We start from the raw sequence: 20,852 nt of genomic DNA, 5'->3' as shown, positions 1-20,852 counted from the left end.
TCCACCGTAAAATCTGCTAAATAATCTTGCCGCCTTTGATCAATTCCTCACGGCGATGTTCTGCCTCTTCGCGGGTTTGATGCCCTTTATGAGCAATTGCCGTACGCAGGCGCTGCTGTTGGGTATAGCGATCTTCACGAGTTAACGCCGCGTCGTCGCTCAGCTCAATGAGCAGTTCGTTCATATGTTCAATGCTGCATTCAGCAATTTGGGCGTCTACGCGCGCGATCACTTCTTCCAGATGTGCCATGGTTTCTCCTCTTCGTGATGGATGGCGCTATCGCTTATCCACCCTACCAATACGCATTCCGTAGGGTGGACCGTTAGTCTCAATAACTGCCTTTCAGACTGACACTATACCCACTCACAAGAGAGAAAAACAAAATGATTACTTCAGGCTTTCCGGCAGCTTAATGACCCAAAGCTCATTGAGCGACTGCGGCTTCTCCAGCGGCTTCAGGCCGATTTTAGTCTCCACCGTTTTGCCGTCGCGGGTCAGGTGCCCTTTGCCGTCCACCTCATAGTCGTCCGGGTTATCCAGCACCGGCTGCAGGCCAAAGTCGTTATCGTTGATGACCGCAATAGTCTGGCTATCGACAAGCGTCATCCCCTCCGCTTTTTCCTGCTGCCAGCCAAGCTTGCGCAGATCCAGCACTTCTTTCTTTTCCGCCAGCCTGATACCGCGCGATTTCAGCTGCTGCGCATCGTTAAACTCCGCGGGCTGCTCTTTGTCGAACTGACTCAGGTCGGTGGCCTGAGAAAGATCCACCGTGTAGACCAGATTGCGCATGGCTTTGTTTTTATCGCCGCCCTGCTCGAGCAGCAGAATACGGTTGTTATCCAGCGCCACGATATCGCCGATTTTGGCATCTTTGGCTTTCCTGTAGACATCGGCGTCGATTGGGTAGCCATACATCGCCGTTTTGCCGGTAGCCGGGTCGATGCTCACCAGGCGGGTGAACAGCGCGCTGTTTTTGCTCTTGCCGTCGATATCGAGCGTACTTTGCACGGCGGCGATAATGCGTCCGTCCGGCATCCGCGTTATCCCTTCGAACCCACGGTTGGCCTGGCGCCATTTGAGGATGTTAGGTAATCCTCCGGCCACGCCCTGTTCGCCGTGTTCAGCCTGGGGTCCAAATTTTTTGAGGATTTTACCGCTGGCGTCGATATTGACGATAAACGGGCCGTACTCATCGCACAGCCAGTAGCCGCCCTTGCCGTCCGGCGTGATGCCTTCGGTGTCCAGCCCGCGTTTGTCGCCCGTCAGCTGCTGCAATTGATCGTCCAGAGCAACTTCATTGGTTGCGCCTATCAGGCCTTCCGGCAGCGGCAGGCCGCTGACAGGCCCCTGGTCGTCATGCAGCGGATGCGCATCGGTCGCCAGCGCTTTGCCTTCCCCCACGCGGAGGGTCATCAGTAGCGGCGTAAATTTCGGGTTAGCGAAAATTTTTGAATCTTTTTTGCCCGCCTTTGGCGAGTCGGCGTTTGGTCCACGGTCCGTTACCGTGGCGAATATCAGATCGTTCCCTTCTTTACGCAGGAACTGTAGCCCGGAGCCAACGCCCACCGGCAGGCCGTCCGGGAACTGGCTGGCGTATGTCCCGGTATAGTCGACACGATCGCTTTGCGGAAACGTGACAACGTAACGATTAACCTGCGGTTCTGCGGCGTGGCTTAACAGAGGAAGAAGACAAAGCGATAACAACGTAAGGGGTTTTAATTTCATTGTTTTAGGGATCCGTGGTTTTGGTGTCACGGAGTTATAAAACAGGCTGATGACAAAATTATGACGGCTGAAGGCTGTCTCCCCCTGTACGGGGGAGACAAAGAAGTTTACAGACCCCGTGCACCGATTAAACGCGCCAGCGCGCTATCGTTTTGCAGCATCTGCCAGGCATCCATCACCTGCGCGGGGATTTCAACGTGGACGATATAATCGCGGCCTTGCGGCCCGTAACCCTGCAAGTCGTCACGAATACGCGGGATTTCACCGAGGATAAGCGAGATGTAGCGCGCAACGGGCCAAAGACCTTTTTGTGAAGGAGAAAACTGGCTGCTGCACTCATCGGCTGTCATGAAGGGAACAATCCCCGGCCAGCTTCGCCACTGCGGCCGTTTGTTTTCCCCCTGCCACGCCCGCTCAAACGTCGCCATAGTACGACGCTGCATCGTCGGGTCCTGAATGACGATAACGCTTTCCGGCGTCAGGGCTTTTCCGGCCAGCAGCTGCCTGGTGAACGTTGCGTTCTCGCCACAGTTAGTGGACTTCTCTTCGGTGATGATTCTTTCTGCGGGGATTTTCCAGAACTCCGTGGCGATGTCTTTGATAATCGCCGCCTCCGCACGTCCGGTTGTCGGAATGGTGTTATAGCGTGGATGAACGGCAATAGCGCCGTACAGAAACGTGGTCGAATGGCCGATGCCGCCGGTCATCAACAAAGGTTGTTCACCCGCTGCAGCAAGCTGACATGCGGCGTCAATGGTGGGGATCACGGCGTTGCCCGCCAGCACGATGAGTTCAGCATCAACGGCCTGGGGTGATTCAACAAAATCATTGCGGGCAAGCCACTGCCCCAGGGTGTTAATCGCGCTGATGGTTGATGCCTGTAAGGCCGGGAAAGTTGTCGTCAACATTACCCCTCCGTGTCAAAAAACCAGTATGCATGATATACCGGCCGAATGAAGCCCGGTATCAGATGGTGCTGAAAGGAGAGTGCTGTCTTTACAGGAACGTGCCCGGGAGCGGGCACGCTGCAATTGTTACGCTTCCGGTTTTTCCTCAGGCTTCGCGACTTCACCCGGGGAGACTTCCGTGAAGCCAGCTTTGTTCTTGGTGACGGCATATTCTACTGCCTTCTCGCCGTTTACGCTGGTCGTGAGTTTCACCGGGTCAACGCTGACTTTGCCGATAAGCGATCGTGCATAACCGCCAATTTGATAGGTTCCCTCAGGCAGACGGAGCGCCACGCTCTCGCCCACTTTTAACGCCGCGGCATCCTTACCGTCAACGGTCACCACAACCGTTGTGCCATCGTCAACTCGGGTCCAGGCATGCTCCACGGTGACAAGCGTCGGGCCGGTGGTGAAATCTGCTGCTGGTTCGCCGGTAACGGGTTTCGCACAGCCCATAAGTGAAAAAACCGCCAGCGCGGTGAGGGTAAAACGGTAACTCATCGATTATTATCCTGCGAAAAGAGGTTATTTCTCTGCAATCCAATGTGAAAAGCTCTGCGACCCGCTGCTCTGGGTACGTTCGCCCTGCCCATTTTCTTTTGCGAAGCCCTGATTCTGCGTTGTTTTCATCAGTTCGTCCAGAGTGGACTGTAGAGTTAGATTAATCTGTATCTGCGCAAGAATTTCGGTGTTGTATCCCTCAGCCTGGGTTCGGGACTCACTGAGGTCGTTTTTCAGGACGCTGATGTAGTTTTGATGCGCCCGTAGCGCTTCTTCATAGCCTGCCCGGTCAGAAGCACCTTGCGTTTCAACCAGCTCCAGCTGGTTTTTAAGATCGGCTGCTTGCAGCTGGAGCTCCAGCACGGTTTCCACCAGCGAATGGCCATTTTTAACCAGTTCGGCGCGCAGCTCTCGCTGGCTGTCGATATCCTGCTGCATCGTATTGTGCAAATCACTCATTTTGCGCTGCATTGTTTCGCGCACCAGGGCCAGCTCGCGGTAATGGTGCGCACGCGTCTCGTCGAGGTTTGTTTGTAGAGTCGCGATTCTTGCGCTAAGCCGCTGCACTTCACTCTGCGCAGGGGTTTTGTGCCGTAAATCTTCCAGCTCAGCCCGCAGCTTTGCCGCTTCGGTTTCTGCTTTTTTCAGGCGTGTCGCCATCCCTGCGTCGGGAACCGGCAGACGATGAAGATTGACGCCAATCAGCGCCTGCTCAATTTCGTAGAGAATTTCGGCCTTAGTGCTGTTCTTCATACGGTTGCATGCGCTGGCTAAAAAGCTGGCCGCCTCGTTGACATTCTCTGTCCCGAAAGCCTTTTTAATCAGATTCTGGATCATGCTCACGCAAAGTGTTCCTGTGGTTAGGGCTGCGACGAAATGCCGAGTGAGGGGTATTCATCGGCATTTCGCATTTTTTCTTTATTTTCCAGTCGTGACGATTAAAAAGTAGCCCAGTTATCGTCATTTTCAACCATCGGCACCGGTTTTTGTCTGACTTTATGGGTCTTCGGCTGCCTGCGGCGGCAGAGCAACCTCCACCAGCGAAGCAGATACCTGCTGTTTATGCCGTAAAGGGCCCTTTTGAACACGCATATTTGTTAAAGAGGAGTAAACTTAGGCTAATTATTTGCGCAACCTGAAAGCTACAGATGAAATTTAAACCTGCCATCAAGCCCTATTCTGCCGCAGCCGGCGGCTGGGGATCGCTGGAAGCCACTACCCGCTTCGTTCTCGACAGCAAGCACGCCCTGAAAAATTTGCGCAACCTGATGCGGATGAACAAAGCCAAAGGCTTTGATTGTCCTGGCTGTGCGTGGGGCGATGATAATAAAAGTACCTTCAGCTTCTGTGAGAACGGTGCCAAAGCCGTGACCTGGGAAGCGACTCGCCGCTTTATCGACGCGCAATTTTTCGCCGCGCACAGCGTCAGCAAACTTTATCAGCAAAGCGACTACTTTCTGGAGTATCAGGGCCGCCTGACAGAACCCCTGCGTTATAACGCGCAAACGGACCACTACGAACCTGTCAGCTGGGACGACGCCTTTGAGCTTATCGCTCAGCATATTCGTGAGATGGACCATCCTGACCAGCTGGAGCTGTACACCTCCGGGCGCGCCAGCAACGAGGCCTCATATCTTTATCAGCTGTTTGGCCGCATGGCTGGCACCAACAACTTCCCGGACTGTTCGAACATGTGTCACGAGGCCAGCGGCAGCGGGCTGAAGCGCAGTATCGGCGTCGGAAAAGGCACCATTCACCTGGATGATTTTGATAAGGCGAATGCCATTTTCGTTTTCGGCCAGAATCCGGGCACCAACCACCCTCGTATGCTGCACAGCCTGCGCCATGCGGCGGAGAACGGTGCGCAAATCGTCACCTTTAATACGCTGCGTGAACGGGGCCTTGAACGCTTTGCCGATCCGCAGAAGCCGCTCGAGGTCATCACGCCGATGGCCGGGTTCATCAGCACCAACTACTACCAGCCGAACCTCGGTGGCGATATGGCTGCCGTTCGGGGCATGGCTAAAGCGCTGCTGGAAATGTGGCGCGGCGGTCAGGGTGACGTTTTCGACGAGCGGTTCCTCGCAGAACACACCCACGGCGTAGAGGCATGGTTTGCGGAAGTTGACAGCACCAGCTGGGAGCACATTACGCAGCAGTCAGGCTTGAGCGAGCAGCAGCTACGTGATGCCGCCGCCGTCTGGCAGCGGGCCGAACGTGTCATTTGCACCTGGGCGATGGGGATCACCCAGCACAAACATTCGCTCAATACCGTCCGTGAGATTGTTAACCTCCAGCTGCTGGGCGGCCACCTCGGCAAGCCGGGCGCGGGGCTTTGCCCGGTTCGCGGCCACAGTAACGTGCAGGGCAACCGCACAATGGGTATCGACGAGAAGCCGTCCGCGGCGCTGCTGGATAGTCTGGCCAGCCACTTTGATTTTGAACCGCCGCGCCGCGCGGGGCACAACACAGTGCAGGCGCTGGCCGCCATGCTGCGTGACGAAGTGAAAGTGCTGATCGCGCTGGGGGGCAACCTGGCCGCCGCAGCACCGGACAGCCCGCGAACAGAGGAGGCCCTGCGTCGCTGCGGCCTGACGGTGCATATCAGCACCAAGCTAAATCGTAGTCATCTTGTGCCGGGGAAAGACGGGTTAATTCTCCCTACCCTCGGGCGTACCGAGGCCGACGTGCAGGCCACGGGGCGACAGTTTGTCACCGTAGAAGATTCATTCAGCATGGTGCACGCCTCCGAAGGTATTGGTAATCCTGTTGCGGAGACTCAGCGTTCGGAAACGGCCATTGTTGCGGGCGTCGCCGACGCGGTACTGGGCAAAGAAAAGCTGGACTGGCTGTCGCTTGCTGCTGATTACAACCTGATCCGCGACCATATTGCCGCTACCCTGCCGGGCTTTATGAACTTTAATCAGCGGTGCGATATTCCCGGCGGCTTTTATCTGGGTAACGCTGCGGCAGAGCTGCGTTTTGCCACGCCGAGCGGTAAAGCGGAGTTCAGCGCCGCGCCGCTGCCTGAGTCCTTGTTTGGCGAGCTGAATGCGCCATTCGCGCTGCAAACCTTACGCTCCCACGATCAGTACAACACCACTATTTACGGTCTGGACGATCGCTATCGTGGCGTGTACGGGCAGCGGGAAGTGCTGTTCATTAACCCGCAAGACCTGGCCGCCCTTGGCTTGCAGGACGGGGATTTAGTGGATATCGAAACCGTCTGGAACGACGGCATCGAGCGTAAAGTCAGCGGCTTTAAAATCGTGCCTTATGCCATCCCGCGCGGAAATCTTGCGGCCTACTATCCCGAAACGAACCCGCTGGTTCCTCTGGAAAGCATTGGCGACGGTACCGGCACGCCAACCTCTAAGTCCGTACCCGTCAAAATCAGTCTTGCCGCGCAGGTAAAAAACAACCGTATCGCTTAACGCTGGCGCTTATCCGACCGACAGCAGGGGGTGTAACGCCCCCCTGTTCGCAATAAATGCGAAATTTCTCGTTAACAACTTTGCAATATCCTGACGGGAGATTATGATACCCGCAGCATTCACCATTTGGTTCGTAATAATAGCCTGACCAGGCACCCACCACGACCAGATGCGTTCATGTTTACCCCAATCGGTACACTTTTGCGTTCTCCGACTTCGGAGACGCTTTCGCACGTGCAGCACAAGGACACTGTTCTGACAGGAGAACGATATGGTAAGTAATTCCCCTCCGCGCGGCCTGGCATCAGGGCTGCTGTGGTTACTTGGCGGCCTGATGGCCCTCATTGGCCTCGCCATCGGCATTGGCGGGGCTTATTTAGTCTCGCTGGGCGGCAGCTGGTATTTCCTGCTGATGGGCATCGTGATGCTCATTTCCGCCGTTTTAATTTTCAGGAAAAAGACTGCGGGCCTCGCACTCTACGCGCTGGCCTTTATCTGCACGATTTTCTGGGCCATCAGCGATGCCGGCATGGATTTCTGGCCGCTGTTTTCACGCCTGTTTACCTTCGCGGTGCTGGCATTCCTGTCGGCTCTCGCCTGGCCAATCCTGCGTGCCGCTAACGGTGCGGCTACGGTAAAAAAAGCGCCCGCCTACGGCATTGCCGCCGTGCTTGCCGTTTGTATGCTGGTGAGCGCAGGCTGGATGTTTGTGCCTCAGGTTCAGGTCGCGGCAACAGAAGATGTGCCGGTGAAACCTGTCACACCTGGCGAAGCCCAAAAGGACTGGAAGCACTGGGGTAATACCACCCACGGCGACCGCTTTGCGGCGCTGGACCAGATTAACAAAGGTAACGTTTCTGAGCTGAAAGTGGCGTGGACTGCCCATACGGGTGATATCCCGCAGAGCAACGGCTCCGGCGCGGAAGACCAGAATACTCCGCTTCAGGTTGGCGACACCTTGTTCGTCTGTACGCCGTACAGCAAGGTGCTGGCGCTGGACGTGGACACCGGTAAAGAAAAATGGCGCTATGACAGCAAGGCCACCGCGCCAAACTGGCAGCGCTGCCGTGGCTTAGGCTATTTCGAAGAGACCACGCAAAAGGCCGCCGCAGCGCCTGCAGCCCCTGCCCAGCCAGCCGCCTGCCCTCGCCGTCTGTTCCTGCCTACCACCGACGCTCGCCTGCTGGCGATCAACGCGGATAACGGCAAGCTGTGCGAAGACTTTGGCGACCATGGCACCGTGGATCTGAAAGTTGGCATGGGCGAAGTAAAACCGGGCTACTACCAGCAAACTTCTACGCCGCTCGTCGCGGGGAACGTGGTTATCGTTGGCGGTCGCGTGGCGGATAACTTCTCTACCGGCGAGCCTCCGGGCGTGGTACGTGCTTATGACGTTCACACCGGTAAACTTGCATGGGCGTGGGATCCGGGTAATCCGAACATCACTGGCGTACCGCCCAAAGGTCAGACTTACACTCGCGGCACGCCAAACGTCTGGTCTGCCATGTCCTATGATGCAAAGCTGAACCTGGTCTATCTGCCTACCGGTAACGCCACGCCAGACTTCTTCGGCGGCACGCGTACCCCGGAAGATGATAAATACAGCTCTTCCATCGTGGCGGTGGATGCCGCTACCGGTAAGGTTCGCTGGCATTTCCAAACCACCCACCACGATCTGTGGGACTTCGATCTGCCGTCTCAGCCTTTGCTCTACGACTTGCCGAACGGCAAAGGCGGCACGACGCCGGTCATCGTACAGACCTCCAAGCAGGGCATGATTTTCATGCTCAACCGCGAAACCGGTGAGCCTGTCGCGAAGGTGGAAGAACGTCCTGTTCCTCAGGGGAACGTCGAAGGCGAGCGCTATTCACAAACCCAGCCGTATTCTGTCGGCATGCCGATGATTGGCAACGAAACGCTGACCGAATCGGATATGTGGGGCGCAACGCCAATCGATCTGCTGATCTGCCGTATCGAATTTAAAGGCATGCGTCATCAGGGCGTCTTCACCCCGCCGGGTCTGGATCGCTCTTTGCAATATCCTGGCTCATTGGGCGGCATGAACTGGGGCAGCGTCTCGGTTGACCCGAACAACAGCCTGATGTTCGTCAACGATATGCGTCTGGGCCTGGCGAACTATATGGTGCCGCGTGCGAAGGTGGCGAAAGACGCCAGCGGTATCGAGATGGGTATTGTGCCGATGGACGGCACACCTTACGGCGCAATGCGCGAGCGTTTCCTGTCCCCGCTGGGCATCCCTTGTCAGAAACCTCCGTTTGGCACCATGTCTGCGGTTGATCTGAAGTCCGGGAAAGTCGTCTGGCAGGTGCCAGTCGGCACCGTGCAGGATACCGGCCCGCTGGGTATTCGCATGCACATGCCTATCCCAATCGGTATGCCGACGCTGGGCGCATCGCTCTCCACGCAGTCTGGCCTGCTGTTCTTCGCGGGTACTCAGGACTTCTATCTGCGCGCATTTGATACCGCCAACGGCAAAGAGATCTGGAAATCTCGCCTGCCGGTCGGCAGCCAGTCCGGCCCGATGACCTACGTGTCACCGAAAACCGGCAAGCAGTACATCGTGATTAACGCAGGCGGGGCACGTCAGTCTCCTGACCGCGGCGATTACATTATTGCCTACGCGCTGCCAGATGCTAAGTAACTGATAACTGGTTTACCCCGGGCGGATGGTAAAGAGGAACAATCAGCGTTAGTAAGGTGGATAAGCTTAAACGCCATCCATCATTAACGCTGGTTGTGTCGGATGACGCTGTGCTTATCCGACCTGCGCAAGGGGCCGTCTGTAACTCAAGGCGGGAAGTATTTTGCTTTCCGCCTTTTTTTCGAATGAGGCCGCGTCTCTTCGACCTCCCCATGGACAGAACTAGTTAATCTTACCCAGAAAATCGCGTTTACCCAGCGGGACACCCGCGTGGCGAAGAATGTCGTAGGCGGTCGTGAAGTGGAAATAGAAGTTTGGCACTGCGAATTTGAACACGAAGCTTTGGGCTGTGAAATGCAGCTCATGTTCGCGAGCTTTAACCAGAATCGGCCTTTCGTCATCCCCTTCCAGCTGAACATCCTGCACGCTTTCCATCCACGCAATTGTTGTTGCGATACGGGCCCGTAGCTGATCGAGAGTTGTTTCTGTGTCTTCCATAACCGGAGCTTCGACACCGGCCAGGCGAGCCACGGCTCGTTTAGCCATATCACAGGTCACCTGCACCTGGCGGGCCAGCGGGAACATATCGTCCGCCAGTTTCATTTCCAGCAGGGCTGTTTCACCGTTGACGTGCTCTTTCGACCAGGCCGCACTTTTTTCAAGAATGGCGCTCAGGTTGTGCAAACCGTGAATGAACTGTGCTTTTGTTTCGCTATAGAGTGACATTGCAAACCTCTTATTTTTACAAATATATAGACATATAATTAACATTACGTTAACTTCAAGGCTGTTCCTCTGAAGTTAGCCTTAGTGTTTATTCGCATTGGTAGTCCTGCACTCTGCAACCCTCGGTACATCTGCTACTGAGGGCTTTTCTTATGCTACGCTAATGCCAAACACCTTTTTCAACCCGCGCTTTCCGGCAGGGGTAAAATGCAGTTCCCGACTGACTAAATCCCGTTTTATCCACTCTTTCGCTTCGCAAGTCTGTAACAGCGTAGTGCCGAGTACGCCCCCAAGATGCGCCCGTCGTTCGCTCCAGTCCAGGCACCCGCAGGCCAGACACCGACGCGAGCTATCCGTTCTTGTCTGGATGCCTAGTTTTTCGCATTGGGCATAGCCTTCGGCTGTTAACGCGTATTCCTCACCTTCCAGCCAGCCCAGGCTGAACAGCCGATCGTGGAGCACAACGGCGATTTCTCCGGCCATATGGTCGTAGCAGGTTCTGGCGTAGCGCAGATCTTGCGGCGTTTTGCTGCGCAGCACGCTGCGGTCCACGCTGACCAGGCCCATTAGCCCTTCCAGCGCTTCTGCTATTTGATGGCTGAACAGACGGTAATAGCGGTGACGCCCCTGCTGCACACAGGCTATCAGTGACAGGTCCAGAAGTTTCGCCAGATGGCTGCTGCCGGTAGACGGCGCAACCTCCGCCATCACGCTTAGTTCGGTGGCGGTCCATGCTCGGCCATCCATCAGCGCACACAGAATTCTTGCCCGGGTTTTATCGGCAATGGCCGCCGCAACGGCGGCAAGCCGCGTTTCTAAATAATTGCTTTCCATATTTCGATGGTCAACGAAGCATCCGGTTGGTCAGGAAGATAAGGTGACCCTCCCTGACACAAGGAGCGACACCGATGATTGCCGTAATTTTTGAAGCACAACCTGCCGCCGATAAACAGGCAGACTATCTGAATCTGGCCTCTGAACTTAAACCCATGCTTGATGAAATAGAAGGATTTATTTCGGTTGAGCGGTTCGTAAGCCTGGCAACGCCGGGGAAACTGCTGTCGCTCTCTTTCTGGCGCGATGAAGAGGCTGTAAAACAGTGGCGTAATACCGCTTTTCACCGCGAGGCGCAGACCGCAGGCAGGTCTTCAATTTTTGAAAATTATCATCTGCGCATCGCGCACGTGCTGCGTGACTACGGCATGGACGATCGCATTCAGGCACCGACAGACAGCCGTGGGGTGCACGATCATGACTGAATCGATCAGCTATGCCATTGTGGCAACATTTGTCCTCGCCGGGATGGTAAAAGGGGTAACCGGAATGGGTCTGCCAACGGTGGCGATGGGAATTCTTGGCTCTTTAATCTCTCCGGTAGCGGCGGCGGGAATGCTGTTGCTCCCCTCTTTTCTGACCAACCTGTTCCAGCTCTGCGAAGGGGGCGATCTTAAGCGGCTGCTTATCCGGCTGTGGCCGATGATGCTGATGATTGTCTGCGCCACGCTCGGCGGCAGCGTCTGGCTGGCCTCAGGGAGCAGTAAATTCACCACCTGCGCTCTGGGCATCGCCCTGGTGTCTTATGCCCTGTGGACGTTATTCGCTCGTCCGCTGCGCGTTTCTCCCCGCCATGAGAAATGGCTCGGCCCGCTTATCGGGTTCCTGACCGGGCTTCTGACGGGCGGCACCGGCGTATTCGTCATTCCGGCGGTGCCCTATATTCAGTCTCTCGGCCTTGAACGGGATGAATTAGTCCAGGCGCTGGGGCTTTCCTTCACATTTTCAACGCTGGCGCTGGCGGGAGGATTGTGGTGGCACGGCGCGCTTCACTCCATCTCCCCGGCCACCTCCGCAATAGCCGTGGTGGCCGCCTTGGCTGGCCTGCTCGCCGGGCAGCGCATCCGCAAACGTATCAGCCCGTTGGCCTTCAAGCGCGGCTTCCTTATCTGCTTAATATTGCCTGGCGGTGACATGATTCTGCGCGCCGCGTTTTAATCACGCAAATTCAAACCCCTCGTCAGCCCAGCCCGTTATGCCGCCGATCATGATTTTTACCGGGCGTCCCATGCGCGCCAGTTTTAAAGCTGCACGGTCCGCGCCGTTACAGTGTGGCCCGGCGCAGTAGACCACGAACAGCGTATCGGCCGGCCACTCGGCCATGCGCTCCACGGTCATATCACGGTGCCGCAGGTGCTGCGCGCCGGGGATATGGCGGCGGTTAAATGCCTCCGGCGTGCCCACAACATGCAAAAGCACGAAATCCATGTCCCCTTCTTTCATCGAACTATGCACATCGTCACAATCGGTTTCCAGGGTCAGGCGCTGTAAAAAATGGGCGGCGGCGGTTTCTGGCGCGGCGGCGGAATTTTCAGTCACGTAGCTCATCGGGAACTCCTCTGTAGGTGGATAACCACTATAGTCGCCGGCCCTACGCTTGACAGCTGGCAGTAATGACATATAGCGTCAAGATCGTGACAAATGTAGCGGTGGATAACGCATTGAAAAATCCTTTGGTTGTTGCTTTAGCCTATGACGGGTTATGCACTTTTGAATTTGGTGTTGCCGCTGAGATCTTCAGCCTGCATCGCCCGGAAATGGGGAACAACTGGTATCGTTTCGCCGTTGCGGGGGTTGATGCCGGCGAACTACGAGCGACGGGCGGCATTCGCTTTGTTGTCGACGGTGGGCTTGAGCTGCTGGAGCAAGCAGGAACGATAATCGTGCCGGGCTGGCGCGGCGCTGAAACGCCGGTGCCGCCTGCGTTGTGTAAAGCGCTGCTGGCAGCGCATCAGCGCGGTGTCAGGCTGCTCTCTATCTGTTCCGGCGTCTTTGTTCTGGCGGCGACAGGTCTGCTGGATAACCAGCGGGCCACGACCCACTGGCGTTACACTGACATGCTTCAGCAACGCTATCCGGCAATCCAGGTCACCCCCGACGTTTTATATATCGATAATGGCAACGTGCTGACTTCCGCAGGAAGCGCGGCGGGTATCGATCTTTGCCTGCATCTGGTGCGCCGTGATTATGGCAGCGCGGCGGCAAACAGCGTCGCCCGCCGTCTGGTTGTTCCGCCGCATCGTGACGGTGGGCAGGCGCAATTTATCGAACAGGCCGTCCCCGTTGCCTATGAGAGCCATCGCCTGGGCCCGCTGCTGGATTATTTACAGGCCAATATTGCCGGCAATCACAGCGTTGCCAGCATGGCAAAATTCATCGGGATGAGCCCGCGCACTTTTTTGCGCCGCTTCGAAGCCGCCACCGGCACAACGCCGGCCCGCTGGCTGCTGGCGGCGCGTCTCGCCAGAAGCCGTGATTTGCTGGAAAACAGCAGAATGTCGGTAGAGAAAATTGCTGAACAGACGGGTTTTGGAAGTGCCGCGACGTTGCGCCATCACTTCCGGTCACAACTTGCAACAAGCCCTGCGGCTTATCGTAAAACATTTACATCACCGGGCGCATAGTTTACCGCCGGTGAGCTCCTGTTTAACTTTTAGCCGTTAATATGGTGTCACTCAACCGAGTATTTTCATTAACGAGAGGTATTTCTATCGAAATGCGTACCAAAGAGGAGTCGCTATGCTGGGCAATATGCATGTATTTATGGCCGTACTGGGAATGATTGTGTTTTCCGGATTTATTGCCGCTTACCTGAGCCACAAATGGGATGACTGATGAAAGGTGATGTTCCCCCACCAACCTCGCCCCTCGCAGAGACACATCTCGGGGGGCTTTTTATTGGGGCGAAAAAAAACCGCCAATTTCGTGACGGCTCAAGCTGCATGGATAGATTTTATTTTTGTTCGCTGAACCTGGCGTTTATTTCACCTCAGGCTTCAGATGACTCTCAAAATAGCCCGCCTGACCTCAACCTTTTCTAAACGAACTTCGGGAATACGCTTAATATTGCTGCCTGTCGTCTGCCCCTGGTCGTTCATTATTATTATGTTACGTTTGTTCATCATTCGACAGACTTGTTTAGGAGATGATACGGTCATATCAGTACAAAAAATTTAACAGGTGAAAAGTTATGCGTAAGTCGAAAATTATCTTGCTGTCCGCCCTCTTCATGACGCTGCCCGTTGCTTTTTCAGCACAGGCCTACGGCGAGCCGGCTAAGGAAGCCACGCCAAAAACAACCGCTACGCCGAAGACCAGCGATCCTTCTTCTTTTGAGCTTAAAGAGTTTTTTGCTGACTATAAGCACTTTGCCATTGGCGACGTGGTGCCGGACCTGTATCGCACTAAACCTTATCAGATTGACGCCTGGCAGATTCGCCACCTTCCCGCACCAGAAGCCGGCAGCCACTGGACCTATATGGGCGGCAACTATGTGTTGATTACCGATGCGGAAGGGAAAATCCTCCGCGCCGAGAAAGGTGAAATTTTCTACGGTAACTAATTAGCCAACAAATAACCCCGAATTAATCGGGTTTATTTTGCTGACAAAGAAGGAAAAAGCGTGGTTTTTCCTTCTTTGTGGTTATCTGCCGAAAATCAATGAATTGATTTTGCTGATTATTGTTTTAATGAAAACTGTTTGTTTATTATACGTTTTGGACTTGTCATCAGTCTGAACCCCGAATTAATCGGGGTTATCGTCAGGCGTTACGCATCGCTTTTATTTTCGAATAGCCATACTCAAAAATAAGATCGGTGGTACACATAAAGACGATGACATCCCCCGATTCACACTCCTCCAGCGTACTGCTCAATTCCGCATCAAAATCTTTCGTTAATACGGGCATCAGCATTTGCATATCGCCCGGGTAGTCCTCGTCTTCATCAGGCGGCATATGTTCAATCTGTGAACCGCGAACCACATAAATCAGGACATTTTTTTCGTTGAATGTCACCGGGGCACGCAGATGCTTGCCAATTGGATGCTTTGCCATGGGTTTACCTTATTCCGTTTGCGCGAACGATCGCCGTTTTCCCGGCGAAATATACCTGCCAAATCGACCGGGGTCGACCCGGCAGGGGGAAATTAACCGTTAGTAGCGCACGCAGACGGATTTCGTTTCTGTATAGGCATCCAGCCAGTCCGGGCCGAAATCTCTGCCCGTACCGGATTGTTTCATGCCCCCAAACGGCATATTGGCATCTATCAGCGTATGGCTGTTGACCCACACCGTGCCGGCCTGAATGCGCGAGGTGTAGTTCATCGCCGCCTGTAGGTTACTCGTCCACAGGCTGGCCGTCAGGCCGTATTCGGTATCGTTAGCGAAGCGTAGTGCTTCTTCCGCGTCTTTCACGCGCACCAGATTAACCACCGGGCCGAAGACCTCCTCGTGGTTCAGCCGCAGTTCGGCGGCGGGATTAACCACAAGCGTAGGCGGGACGTAATAGCCGCCATTTTTCGGGCCGGCGTTACCGGAGATGAGCTCTGCACGATGCTGCTGCGCATCAATCAGGTAGTCGGCGACTTTCTGCTGATGGCCCTTAGAGACCAGCGGATTGATCTGGGTCGCGGTATCCATGCCCGCACCGACGGAAAGCGACTTCACCGCCCGTTCGAAGCCGCTGACCAGCGAATCAAACAGCGGCGACTCAATATAGATGCGCGAGCTTGCCGCGCACACCTGCCCCTGATTTAAGAAACTGCCCGCCATCAAGCCTTCGATAACCATTGCCGGATCGGCATCCTTCAGCACGATGGCTGGGTTTTTCCCGCCCAGCTCCAGGGTAACGCGAGTTAAGCGGTCTGCCGCGGCTCGCGCAATCCCCTTGCCCGTCGCGGTCGATCCGGTAAAACTCACCTTCGCGATGAGGGGATGCTCCGTTAATGCCCTGCCACAGCCCGCGCCTGAGCCTGTCACTACATTGAAAACGCCATCAGGAATGCCAGCCTCACTGGCCAGCTCTGCCATGCGTAATAAGGTAAGCGGTGTCGTTTCGGAAGGTTTAACCACAATAGAGCACCCGGCGGCCAGCGCGGGCATGACCTTCCACATGCCGATCAGCAGCGGAAAGTTGCACGGAACGATGCCTGCAACCACGCCAACAGGCTCTTTGCGCGTCCAGGCCTGGTAACGCGCGCCCTCCGGCATCGGGATAGAAACATCGAGCGTGCGGCCGCTGATTTTGGTGGTTAGCCCTGCGGTATAGCGCATCCAGTTCAGCGTGCAGCCAACTTCAAAGGCTCTGGAAATGTTGATGGATTTCCCCTGTTCCAGCGTTTCGAGCTGGGCCAGCTCTTCAGCGTTTTGCTCCAGCAGGTCGGCAAAACGCAGCAGAATTTTTTCGCGGCCGGCGGGCAGCATATTCGCCCATACGCCGCTGGTGAACGCCCGCCATGCGGAAGTCACAGCTTTATCAACGTCCTGTTCGTTAGCATCAGCGCTGGTGGCAATCTGCAATCCATCTGCCGGGTTAAAGACGCTCAGGCGCGCGCCGCTGGTGGATTCTTGCCAGCTCCCATCAATATAAAGCCCGTGGTTTCTGGTCAGAAAATGCTGCACCGATTCGAGGACAGCAACTTGTTGTGCGGTCATGTTTTCTCCTTATCGTGGCTTAAACCTTGTTTGTTTAAGTTTAGCCATAAGCACACGAACGGGTTTTCTCGTGCCTGCCAATCTCTTTGTTCGTTGTGACAGCCTCCGCATTTGCCGACATTGCTCGTCGTTTTCATCACCGGGCTATCTATAGTGAATTCCTGTAACAGGAGCGAAGGGCTTCTCCCTTCTCGCGCAACCTGTAACTATTGGTTAACACATTTGCAGTCCGTGAGGTGAGCATGGCAGGGCCGGACAATAACGAGCGTTTTGACCGCTGGCTGGAACGCATTAATCGCGCCTGCGGACGCTTTGCAGGGCAGTCACTGGATGAGGGTTTTCGAGGCAGTATCGAGGAGCATCACGCCAACGCCATGAAGCTCAGCGTGGTGGACATTGCTCATGCACGACTGTTTCGTACCCAGCAAGAGGTCAACGGTGGCAACGATGCCTGGTTTTATACGGTTTTTCAGCTTGAGGGGAACGCGGTGATGGAACAGGGAGACAGCCAGGCCATTTTGCACCGCGGGGATGTCACGCTGATCGATGCCTCCCGCCCAAGCAGTTTTATCTACTCACAGCGGGCCAGGCAAATTTCGCTGCTGGTGCCCCGCCATCTGCTGGAGCAGAACCTTCGCTGCGGCGATATTCCCTGCGCACAGCGCCTGGGCGGTGAGCTGCCCGTCGTGCAGCTGAGCCAGCGGCTGCTGCATGAAAGCATAAAGAATCCCGATCTCAACGCCTGCGAGAGCGAAGCGGCGCTCGAAGCCATCATTTGCCTGCTGCGCCCGGTTTTACAGGTTCGCAACATCGTCGTGTCAAAGAAAGAAAAGCAGCTTTCGCGGGTGATGACGCTAATTGATAACCATATTCAGTCGGAAACGCTGCGCCCGGAGTGGATTGCCGGTGAGGCGGGAATGTCTGTGCGCAGCCTTTACCGAATGTTTGCGGACAGAGGGCTGGTCGTTGCGCAGTACATTAAGAACCGCCGTCTGGATTTATGCGCGCAGGCGTTGCGTACAGCCTGCGCCACGGAAAAACTGGCGGGAATTGGCTACAGCTGGGGTTTTACCGATCACAGCCATTTTTCCACTGCCTTTAAACAACGCTTTGGCGTGTCGCCGGGTGAATACCGCAAAAGATGGCAATAGGTGTTACCAGCGGATGCCGGTAAGTTTATTTCTTCATCCATTGCCCGTTTATGCCGCGCACGTACTCGCCGGGCGCTGCGCGCGTGACCAGTTTTTGCCCTGCCAGCTTCGCCACTTCGTCGACGGAGATGTTGTTGCTGTCGGCAAGCTGCTGGTAGTGCTCTGCCCTCGCCTCATTGATGTTTTTCACCAGTGCCAGGGTCGCTTTATCCTGTTTGATCGGCGCGATATACCCACTTAATGTTTCGCCAACCAGTCCCTGCTGGCGGGCATCATTTAATGTCACGGCCAGCAGGGGCTGGCTAAACAGCAGCGTGCAAATCAGCGTGGCTTTGATTGTCGTTTTCATCCCTTACTCCTTATCAAAACAGATCGCTGCGGCTTTTCAGCAGGCTTTCCACATCTTTATCGACCTTGATGTGGATTTCATGCTCAATTTTCACATTCATATTGATAGTGATAGGCTCCTTCGGGGCCGCTACCTCAATCCGCGGGATACACCCCGACAGCAGCATCATCCCGGTGGCCAACCCTGCGGCGATAAAAAATTTCATTGTCTTTCCTCACATGCTTCACCGGGTTTCTGGCAGCGCGCCTGCGGGATCGCGGCGTTTTCTTCCAGCCAGGTCTGTAAATTGTCGCCAAAACGCAAGCTGCGCCATAGCGTAAAGAGATTCTCCTGATGGGTATAGTTGAGGTGCACGGTATTTTTCTTATCCTCCACATGGCTGATGCCCGTGACGGTCGCGCTCATCGTTAACTCACCCAGATTATCTAAGTTTATTTTGGTCCAGGAGTGTGAAATCTCCATGTATCTCAACCAGTTTATTGCCACACCCGCCGCCATATTGTTGTTGACGATGGCATCGGCCATATCTTTGTCCATTCGGAAAGTCAGCGCGCCAGGGTTTGTCAGCCAGCCGTCTTTGATTATCCATTGCGGGTGGTTAAGCCACAGCGGTAGCGCGCCGGAGATGGGGCCGGAGACGGTAAACTGTTTCGGGTTAATGGCGGAGATAACTTCGCTCGAAGAGATGTTCTGCAGCCGCAGTAAAGCCGCGTCGTGCTGCGGCATACGCAGCTGCTGCATCACTATTTTGCCTCCCAGAATGTCAACGCTGACGTCACTGAGCGTTAGCGGCTGGCTCTCGCTCCACGGATACCAGCCTTCGAGATCGGCCGTGATGTTCTTCGCTGTGACCTGGTTTTTCACTTCGCCAATGCGTAGCGTCACCGGGCCACGAGTGCCCAGATGCCAGGTTGCTTCGCTGTAGCGGAACGGCATAACAAAATCGACGCCGTTGACCTGATTATCCGGCAGCCATACGCTGCCGTCTTTCACCACGCCGTGGCCTCCCGCTTCGAAGCCCTGGCCACTGGCCGCCGAGAAGGCAATCTGTGCGTAAAGGCTCCCTCCTTTCAGATCCATTTTCCATTCCGGGGGAATCAGCGGCTGAAAGACGATCAGCGCCTGTTCTGGCCACCATGCGTTGCCACGCAGCCGCTGACCATCCCAACGCCCGCTAACCCTGACGGGGCCAACGGCTCCCGCATGCAGATCGCCTTTGAACTGAAACGAGGAAGGATGCTGGCCGTCAATGCTGAATTTCAGCGTTGATGCGGGCAGCGTACTTCCACCGCTAAACGTGGTTATTCCGGCATCCAGCGACAGCGCGCCGGTAAATGACGGATGGGTTTCATCTCTCTGCCACAGAATCGGCTTTTCGAGTACCAGCCGCGGGGAGTGCATCAGCATGGTGCCATATTCCAGTTTGTCGAAGCCTGTAGAGAGCGACGTTAGCCGGATGATGTCATCCCGCCATTCCCCTTTACCGCTGACATCCCAGCGGGCATTCATTGGCTTAAAGCCGCCGCTTCCCCAATAGTGCCACTGCCACAGTCCAGAGTCGGGGAAGAAATTGTCCGCCTTGCCGTCAAGATGGAGCACCACGTTGCCCATCTCATTTTCATGGGCGCGAATAATCGCCTGCAAGCGACCGTCTACGCCCTGTTGCGTCACGCGTACGCCCGCCAGCGGCCAGCGGATTTCGTCGATATCCAACGAATCAACCACCCGCCCACGCGAACGGAGCAGCGCCCCCGGCTTGAACAACAGTTGAGGACTGGTCAAAGGGCCGCTGAGCTCAGCGGGCAGAACGGCATAGAACACCAGCGCGTTTTGTTTTGCCTCGCCGGTTAGCTGAAGGGGCAATGCGCTGTTCGTCAGGCTAAGTTTACCCGGCCCGATGTTCAGCACGGCGTTCCCTTTGCCGGCTTCCCCTTGCGTCACGACGTTCATCCGACCGCTGAGAGTGGCCTTCTCAAGCCCTTCCTGCCAGTCATCAACCCGCAGTGAAATGCCTCCGCGCAGCAGTGTGCCTTCATAAGGCCACTGCCACTGCCCCCCGTTGATCTCAAAGATTTTGTTGCTGATGGTCCAGGGCAACATCGCCAGCGGCTCGCTGTCCTGGGATTTACGCAAGGTCAGCGAGCCCTGCTCCTCCTGCCAGTCGAGCACGGCATGAATCAGCTCGGGCTCCTGCGGAATGCGCAGCGTGGACGTCACATGCCCCTGCTCCGGTAACCCATTGGGGACGAGCGGCAAAGTGAATGTCCCCACCAGCTCTATCGGCTCCATGCCTTCAAAAGCGCGTAATTTGAACTGCTGTAGCGCCAGGGATTGCCCTTTTAGCTGAGCATCGAGCGTCAGCTGCGGGCCGGAATAATGCACTGCCTGTTGGGTCGGGCTCAGCGAAACGCGCAGTCCCCCCGCAAATTGCTGCCAGGGGATAACGTTAACTTTATCAACGGTCAGCAAGGTATTGGGCAGCATAGCCTGCCATTCGGCAAGCGAACGAGGCGCGGCGGAAGCCGATTGTCCCGTTGGGATTTGGTTCAGGCAGTCAGGGTTAAAATTGAGCTCATTGAGATGGAGCCGCCAGCGGCCCGGATGGCTCAAGGTCGCATCTTTGATGCTGGCCAGTTTGCAGTCGCCGGCAAAGTATTGAAGATCGGGGATCACGACGGCACCGCGTTGCAGCCGAGGACTTTTGTCCAGCGCGATACGCGTACCCTGCGGAAGCCAGAGTCCTGCCAGGGTCGGTAACCAGTTTGCGACGGTCAGCAGCAGCGCCAGCGGCACTAAAATGAGTATCAATACCAGCGCAAGTATGGCTTTATATTTACCCTTCATGGGTGGTTAATATCCTGATTCAGC

Annotated in this window: 21 protein-coding genes; 8 read left to right on the top strand and 13 right to left on the bottom strand. The window is 55.6% G+C overall.

Annotated elements, in window-relative coordinates; genetic code table 11:
* Window positions 1-16 precede the first annotated feature (16 nt).
* The 5 genes from HYQ67_RS03805 to HYQ67_RS03785 all read right to left on the bottom strand — a co-directional run bounded on the left by HYQ67_RS03805 (window position 17) and on the right by HYQ67_RS03785 (window position 4,017).
* Window positions 17-250 carry a DUF2526 family protein gene (locus HYQ67_RS03805; RefSeq protein WP_202301624.1) on the bottom strand — a complete coding sequence of 78 codons (234 nt, stop codon included), beginning with the start codon at window positions 248-250 and terminating at the stop codon, window positions 17-19.
* Between the two features lie 138 nt (window positions 251-388).
* Window positions 389-1,726, bottom strand: coding sequence for an esterase-like activity of phytase family protein (locus tag HYQ67_RS03800; protein ID WP_202301623.1), 1,338 nt, complete (start codon window positions 1,724-1,726; stop codon window positions 389-391).
* Window positions 1,727-1,833: 107 nt separating this feature from the next.
* On the bottom strand, window positions 1,834-2,634 hold the full coding sequence (locus tag HYQ67_RS03795; RefSeq protein ID WP_202301621.1) for a YdcF family protein: 801 nt from the start codon (window positions 2,632-2,634) through the stop codon (window positions 1,834-1,836).
* A gap of 126 nt (window positions 2,635-2,760) precedes the next feature.
* A complete protein-coding gene (locus HYQ67_RS03790) occupies window positions 2,761-3,174 on the bottom strand; it encodes a hypothetical protein (RefSeq protein ID WP_202301619.1) in 414 nt (137 codons plus the stop codon).
* Window positions 3,175-3,198: 24 nt separating this feature from the next.
* Complete coding sequence (locus tag HYQ67_RS03785; RefSeq protein WP_202301617.1) at window positions 3,199-4,017, bottom strand: hypothetical protein; 819 nt, start codon at window positions 4,015-4,017, stop codon at window positions 3,199-3,201.
* 305 nt (window positions 4,018-4,322) lie between these two features.
* Here HYQ67_RS03785 and HYQ67_RS03780 point away from each other — a divergent pair, with 305 nt between their 5' ends.
* Entirely contained in the window at window positions 4,323-6,608 is a 2,286-nt protein-coding gene (locus tag HYQ67_RS03780) for an FdhF/YdeP family oxidoreductase (protein WP_202301616.1), read from the top strand.
* Between the two features lie 271 nt (window positions 6,609-6,879).
* Window positions 6,880-9,270, top strand: a complete 2,391-nt coding sequence (locus tag HYQ67_RS03775; RefSeq protein ID WP_202301614.1) for a glucose/quinate/shikimate family membrane-bound PQQ-dependent dehydrogenase — start codon at window positions 6,880-6,882, stop codon at window positions 9,268-9,270.
* Window positions 9,271-9,492: 222 nt separating this feature from the next.
* Here HYQ67_RS03775 and HYQ67_RS03770 read toward each other — a convergent pair whose 3' ends face one another.
* Window positions 9,493-9,996 (bottom strand): DUF1993 domain-containing protein, encoded by a 504-nt coding sequence (locus HYQ67_RS03770; RefSeq protein WP_237391077.1) that lies wholly within the window; start codon window positions 9,994-9,996, stop codon window positions 9,493-9,495.
* A gap of 150 nt (window positions 9,997-10,146) precedes the next feature.
* On the bottom strand, window positions 10,147-10,830 hold the full coding sequence (locus tag HYQ67_RS03765) for an ArsR/SmtB family transcription factor (protein WP_202301610.1): 684 nt from the start codon (window positions 10,828-10,830) through the stop codon (window positions 10,147-10,149).
* Window positions 10,831-10,904: 74 nt separating this feature from the next.
* Between HYQ67_RS03765 and HYQ67_RS03760 the strand changes: the two genes are divergently transcribed.
* Window positions 10,905-11,255 (top strand): antibiotic biosynthesis monooxygenase family protein, encoded by a 351-nt coding sequence (locus tag HYQ67_RS03760; RefSeq protein WP_202301608.1) that lies wholly within the window; start codon window positions 10,905-10,907, stop codon window positions 11,253-11,255.
* Window positions 11,248-11,988 carry a sulfite exporter TauE/SafE family protein gene (locus HYQ67_RS03755; protein ID WP_202301607.1) on the top strand — a complete coding sequence of 247 codons (741 nt, stop codon included), beginning with the start codon at window positions 11,248-11,250 and terminating at the stop codon, window positions 11,986-11,988. The genes HYQ67_RS03760 and HYQ67_RS03755 overlap by 8 nt, the downstream gene beginning before the upstream one ends.
* On the opposite strand, the gene HYQ67_RS03750 is transcribed toward HYQ67_RS03755, so the two are convergent.
* The gene (locus tag HYQ67_RS03750) at window positions 11,989-12,378 is read right to left on the bottom strand and encodes a rhodanese-like domain-containing protein (RefSeq protein ID WP_202301606.1); all 390 of its coding nucleotides are present in this window, start codon (window positions 12,376-12,378) and stop codon (window positions 11,989-11,991) included.
* Between the two features lie 65 nt (window positions 12,379-12,443).
* On the opposite strand from HYQ67_RS03750, the gene ftrA reads away from it, so the two are divergent.
* From ftrA to HYQ67_RS03735, 3 genes are all read left to right on the top strand, one after another.
* Window positions 12,444-13,454: a transcriptional regulator FtrA gene (gene ftrA, locus HYQ67_RS03745; protein ID WP_202301605.1), complete on the top strand. Its 1,011-nt coding sequence runs from the start codon at window positions 12,444-12,446 to the stop codon at window positions 13,452-13,454.
* 115 nt (window positions 13,455-13,569) lie between these two features.
* Window positions 13,570-13,665 carry a protein MgtS gene (gene mgtS, locus HYQ67_RS03740; RefSeq protein ID WP_202301604.1) on the top strand — a complete coding sequence of 32 codons (96 nt, stop codon included), beginning with the start codon at window positions 13,570-13,572 and terminating at the stop codon, window positions 13,663-13,665.
* A 355-nt stretch (window positions 13,666-14,020) separates the two neighbouring features.
* Window positions 14,021-14,392 (top strand): RcnB family protein, encoded by a 372-nt coding sequence (locus tag HYQ67_RS03735; protein ID WP_202301603.1) that lies wholly within the window; start codon window positions 14,021-14,023, stop codon window positions 14,390-14,392.
* Window positions 14,393-14,591: 199 nt separating this feature from the next.
* Here the strand turns inward: HYQ67_RS03735 and HYQ67_RS03730 are convergent, their stop codons facing one another.
* Both HYQ67_RS03730 and HYQ67_RS03725 read right to left on the bottom strand, forming a co-directional pair.
* Entirely contained in the window at window positions 14,592-14,885 is a 294-nt protein-coding gene (locus tag HYQ67_RS03730) for a hypothetical protein (RefSeq protein ID WP_202301602.1), read from the bottom strand.
* Between the two features lie 99 nt (window positions 14,886-14,984).
* On the bottom strand, window positions 14,985-16,484 hold the full coding sequence (locus tag HYQ67_RS03725; RefSeq protein WP_202301601.1) for an aldehyde dehydrogenase family protein: 1,500 nt from the start codon (window positions 16,482-16,484) through the stop codon (window positions 14,985-14,987).
* Between the two features lie 242 nt (window positions 16,485-16,726).
* On the opposite strand from HYQ67_RS03725, the gene feaR reads away from it, so the two are divergent.
* Window positions 16,727-17,635: a transcriptional regulator FeaR gene (gene feaR, locus HYQ67_RS03720; protein ID WP_202301600.1), complete on the top strand. Its 909-nt coding sequence runs from the start codon at window positions 16,727-16,729 to the stop codon at window positions 17,633-17,635.
* 25 nt (window positions 17,636-17,660) lie between these two features.
* Here the strand turns inward: feaR and HYQ67_RS03715 are convergent, their stop codons facing one another.
* From HYQ67_RS03715 to HYQ67_RS03705, 3 genes are read right to left on the bottom strand one after another with little or no spacing between them, the layout of a single operon-like run.
* Window positions 17,661-17,984 carry a YdbL family probable chaperone protein gene (locus HYQ67_RS03715; protein ID WP_202301599.1) on the bottom strand — a complete coding sequence of 108 codons (324 nt, stop codon included), beginning with the start codon at window positions 17,982-17,984 and terminating at the stop codon, window positions 17,661-17,663.
* 13 nt (window positions 17,985-17,997) lie between these two features.
* On the bottom strand, window positions 17,998-18,189 hold the full coding sequence (locus HYQ67_RS03710; RefSeq protein WP_202301597.1) for a YnbE family lipoprotein: 192 nt from the start codon (window positions 18,187-18,189) through the stop codon (window positions 17,998-18,000).
* Entirely contained in the window at window positions 18,186-20,828 is a 2,643-nt protein-coding gene (locus HYQ67_RS03705) for a YdbH family protein (protein WP_202301595.1), read from the bottom strand. Before HYQ67_RS03705 ends, HYQ67_RS03710 begins: the two co-directional genes overlap by 4 nt.
* Window positions 20,829-20,852 lie beyond the last annotated feature (24 nt).

Source organism: Dryocola clanedunensis subsp. sulfonylureivorans (genome assembly GCF_016756775.1).
Taxonomy (GTDB): domain Bacteria; phylum Pseudomonadota; class Gammaproteobacteria; order Enterobacterales; family Enterobacteriaceae; genus Dryocola; species Dryocola clanedunensis.
The sequence above is the reverse complement of the archived record's forward strand: the minus strand, read 5'-3'. Positions and strand labels throughout refer to the sequence as shown.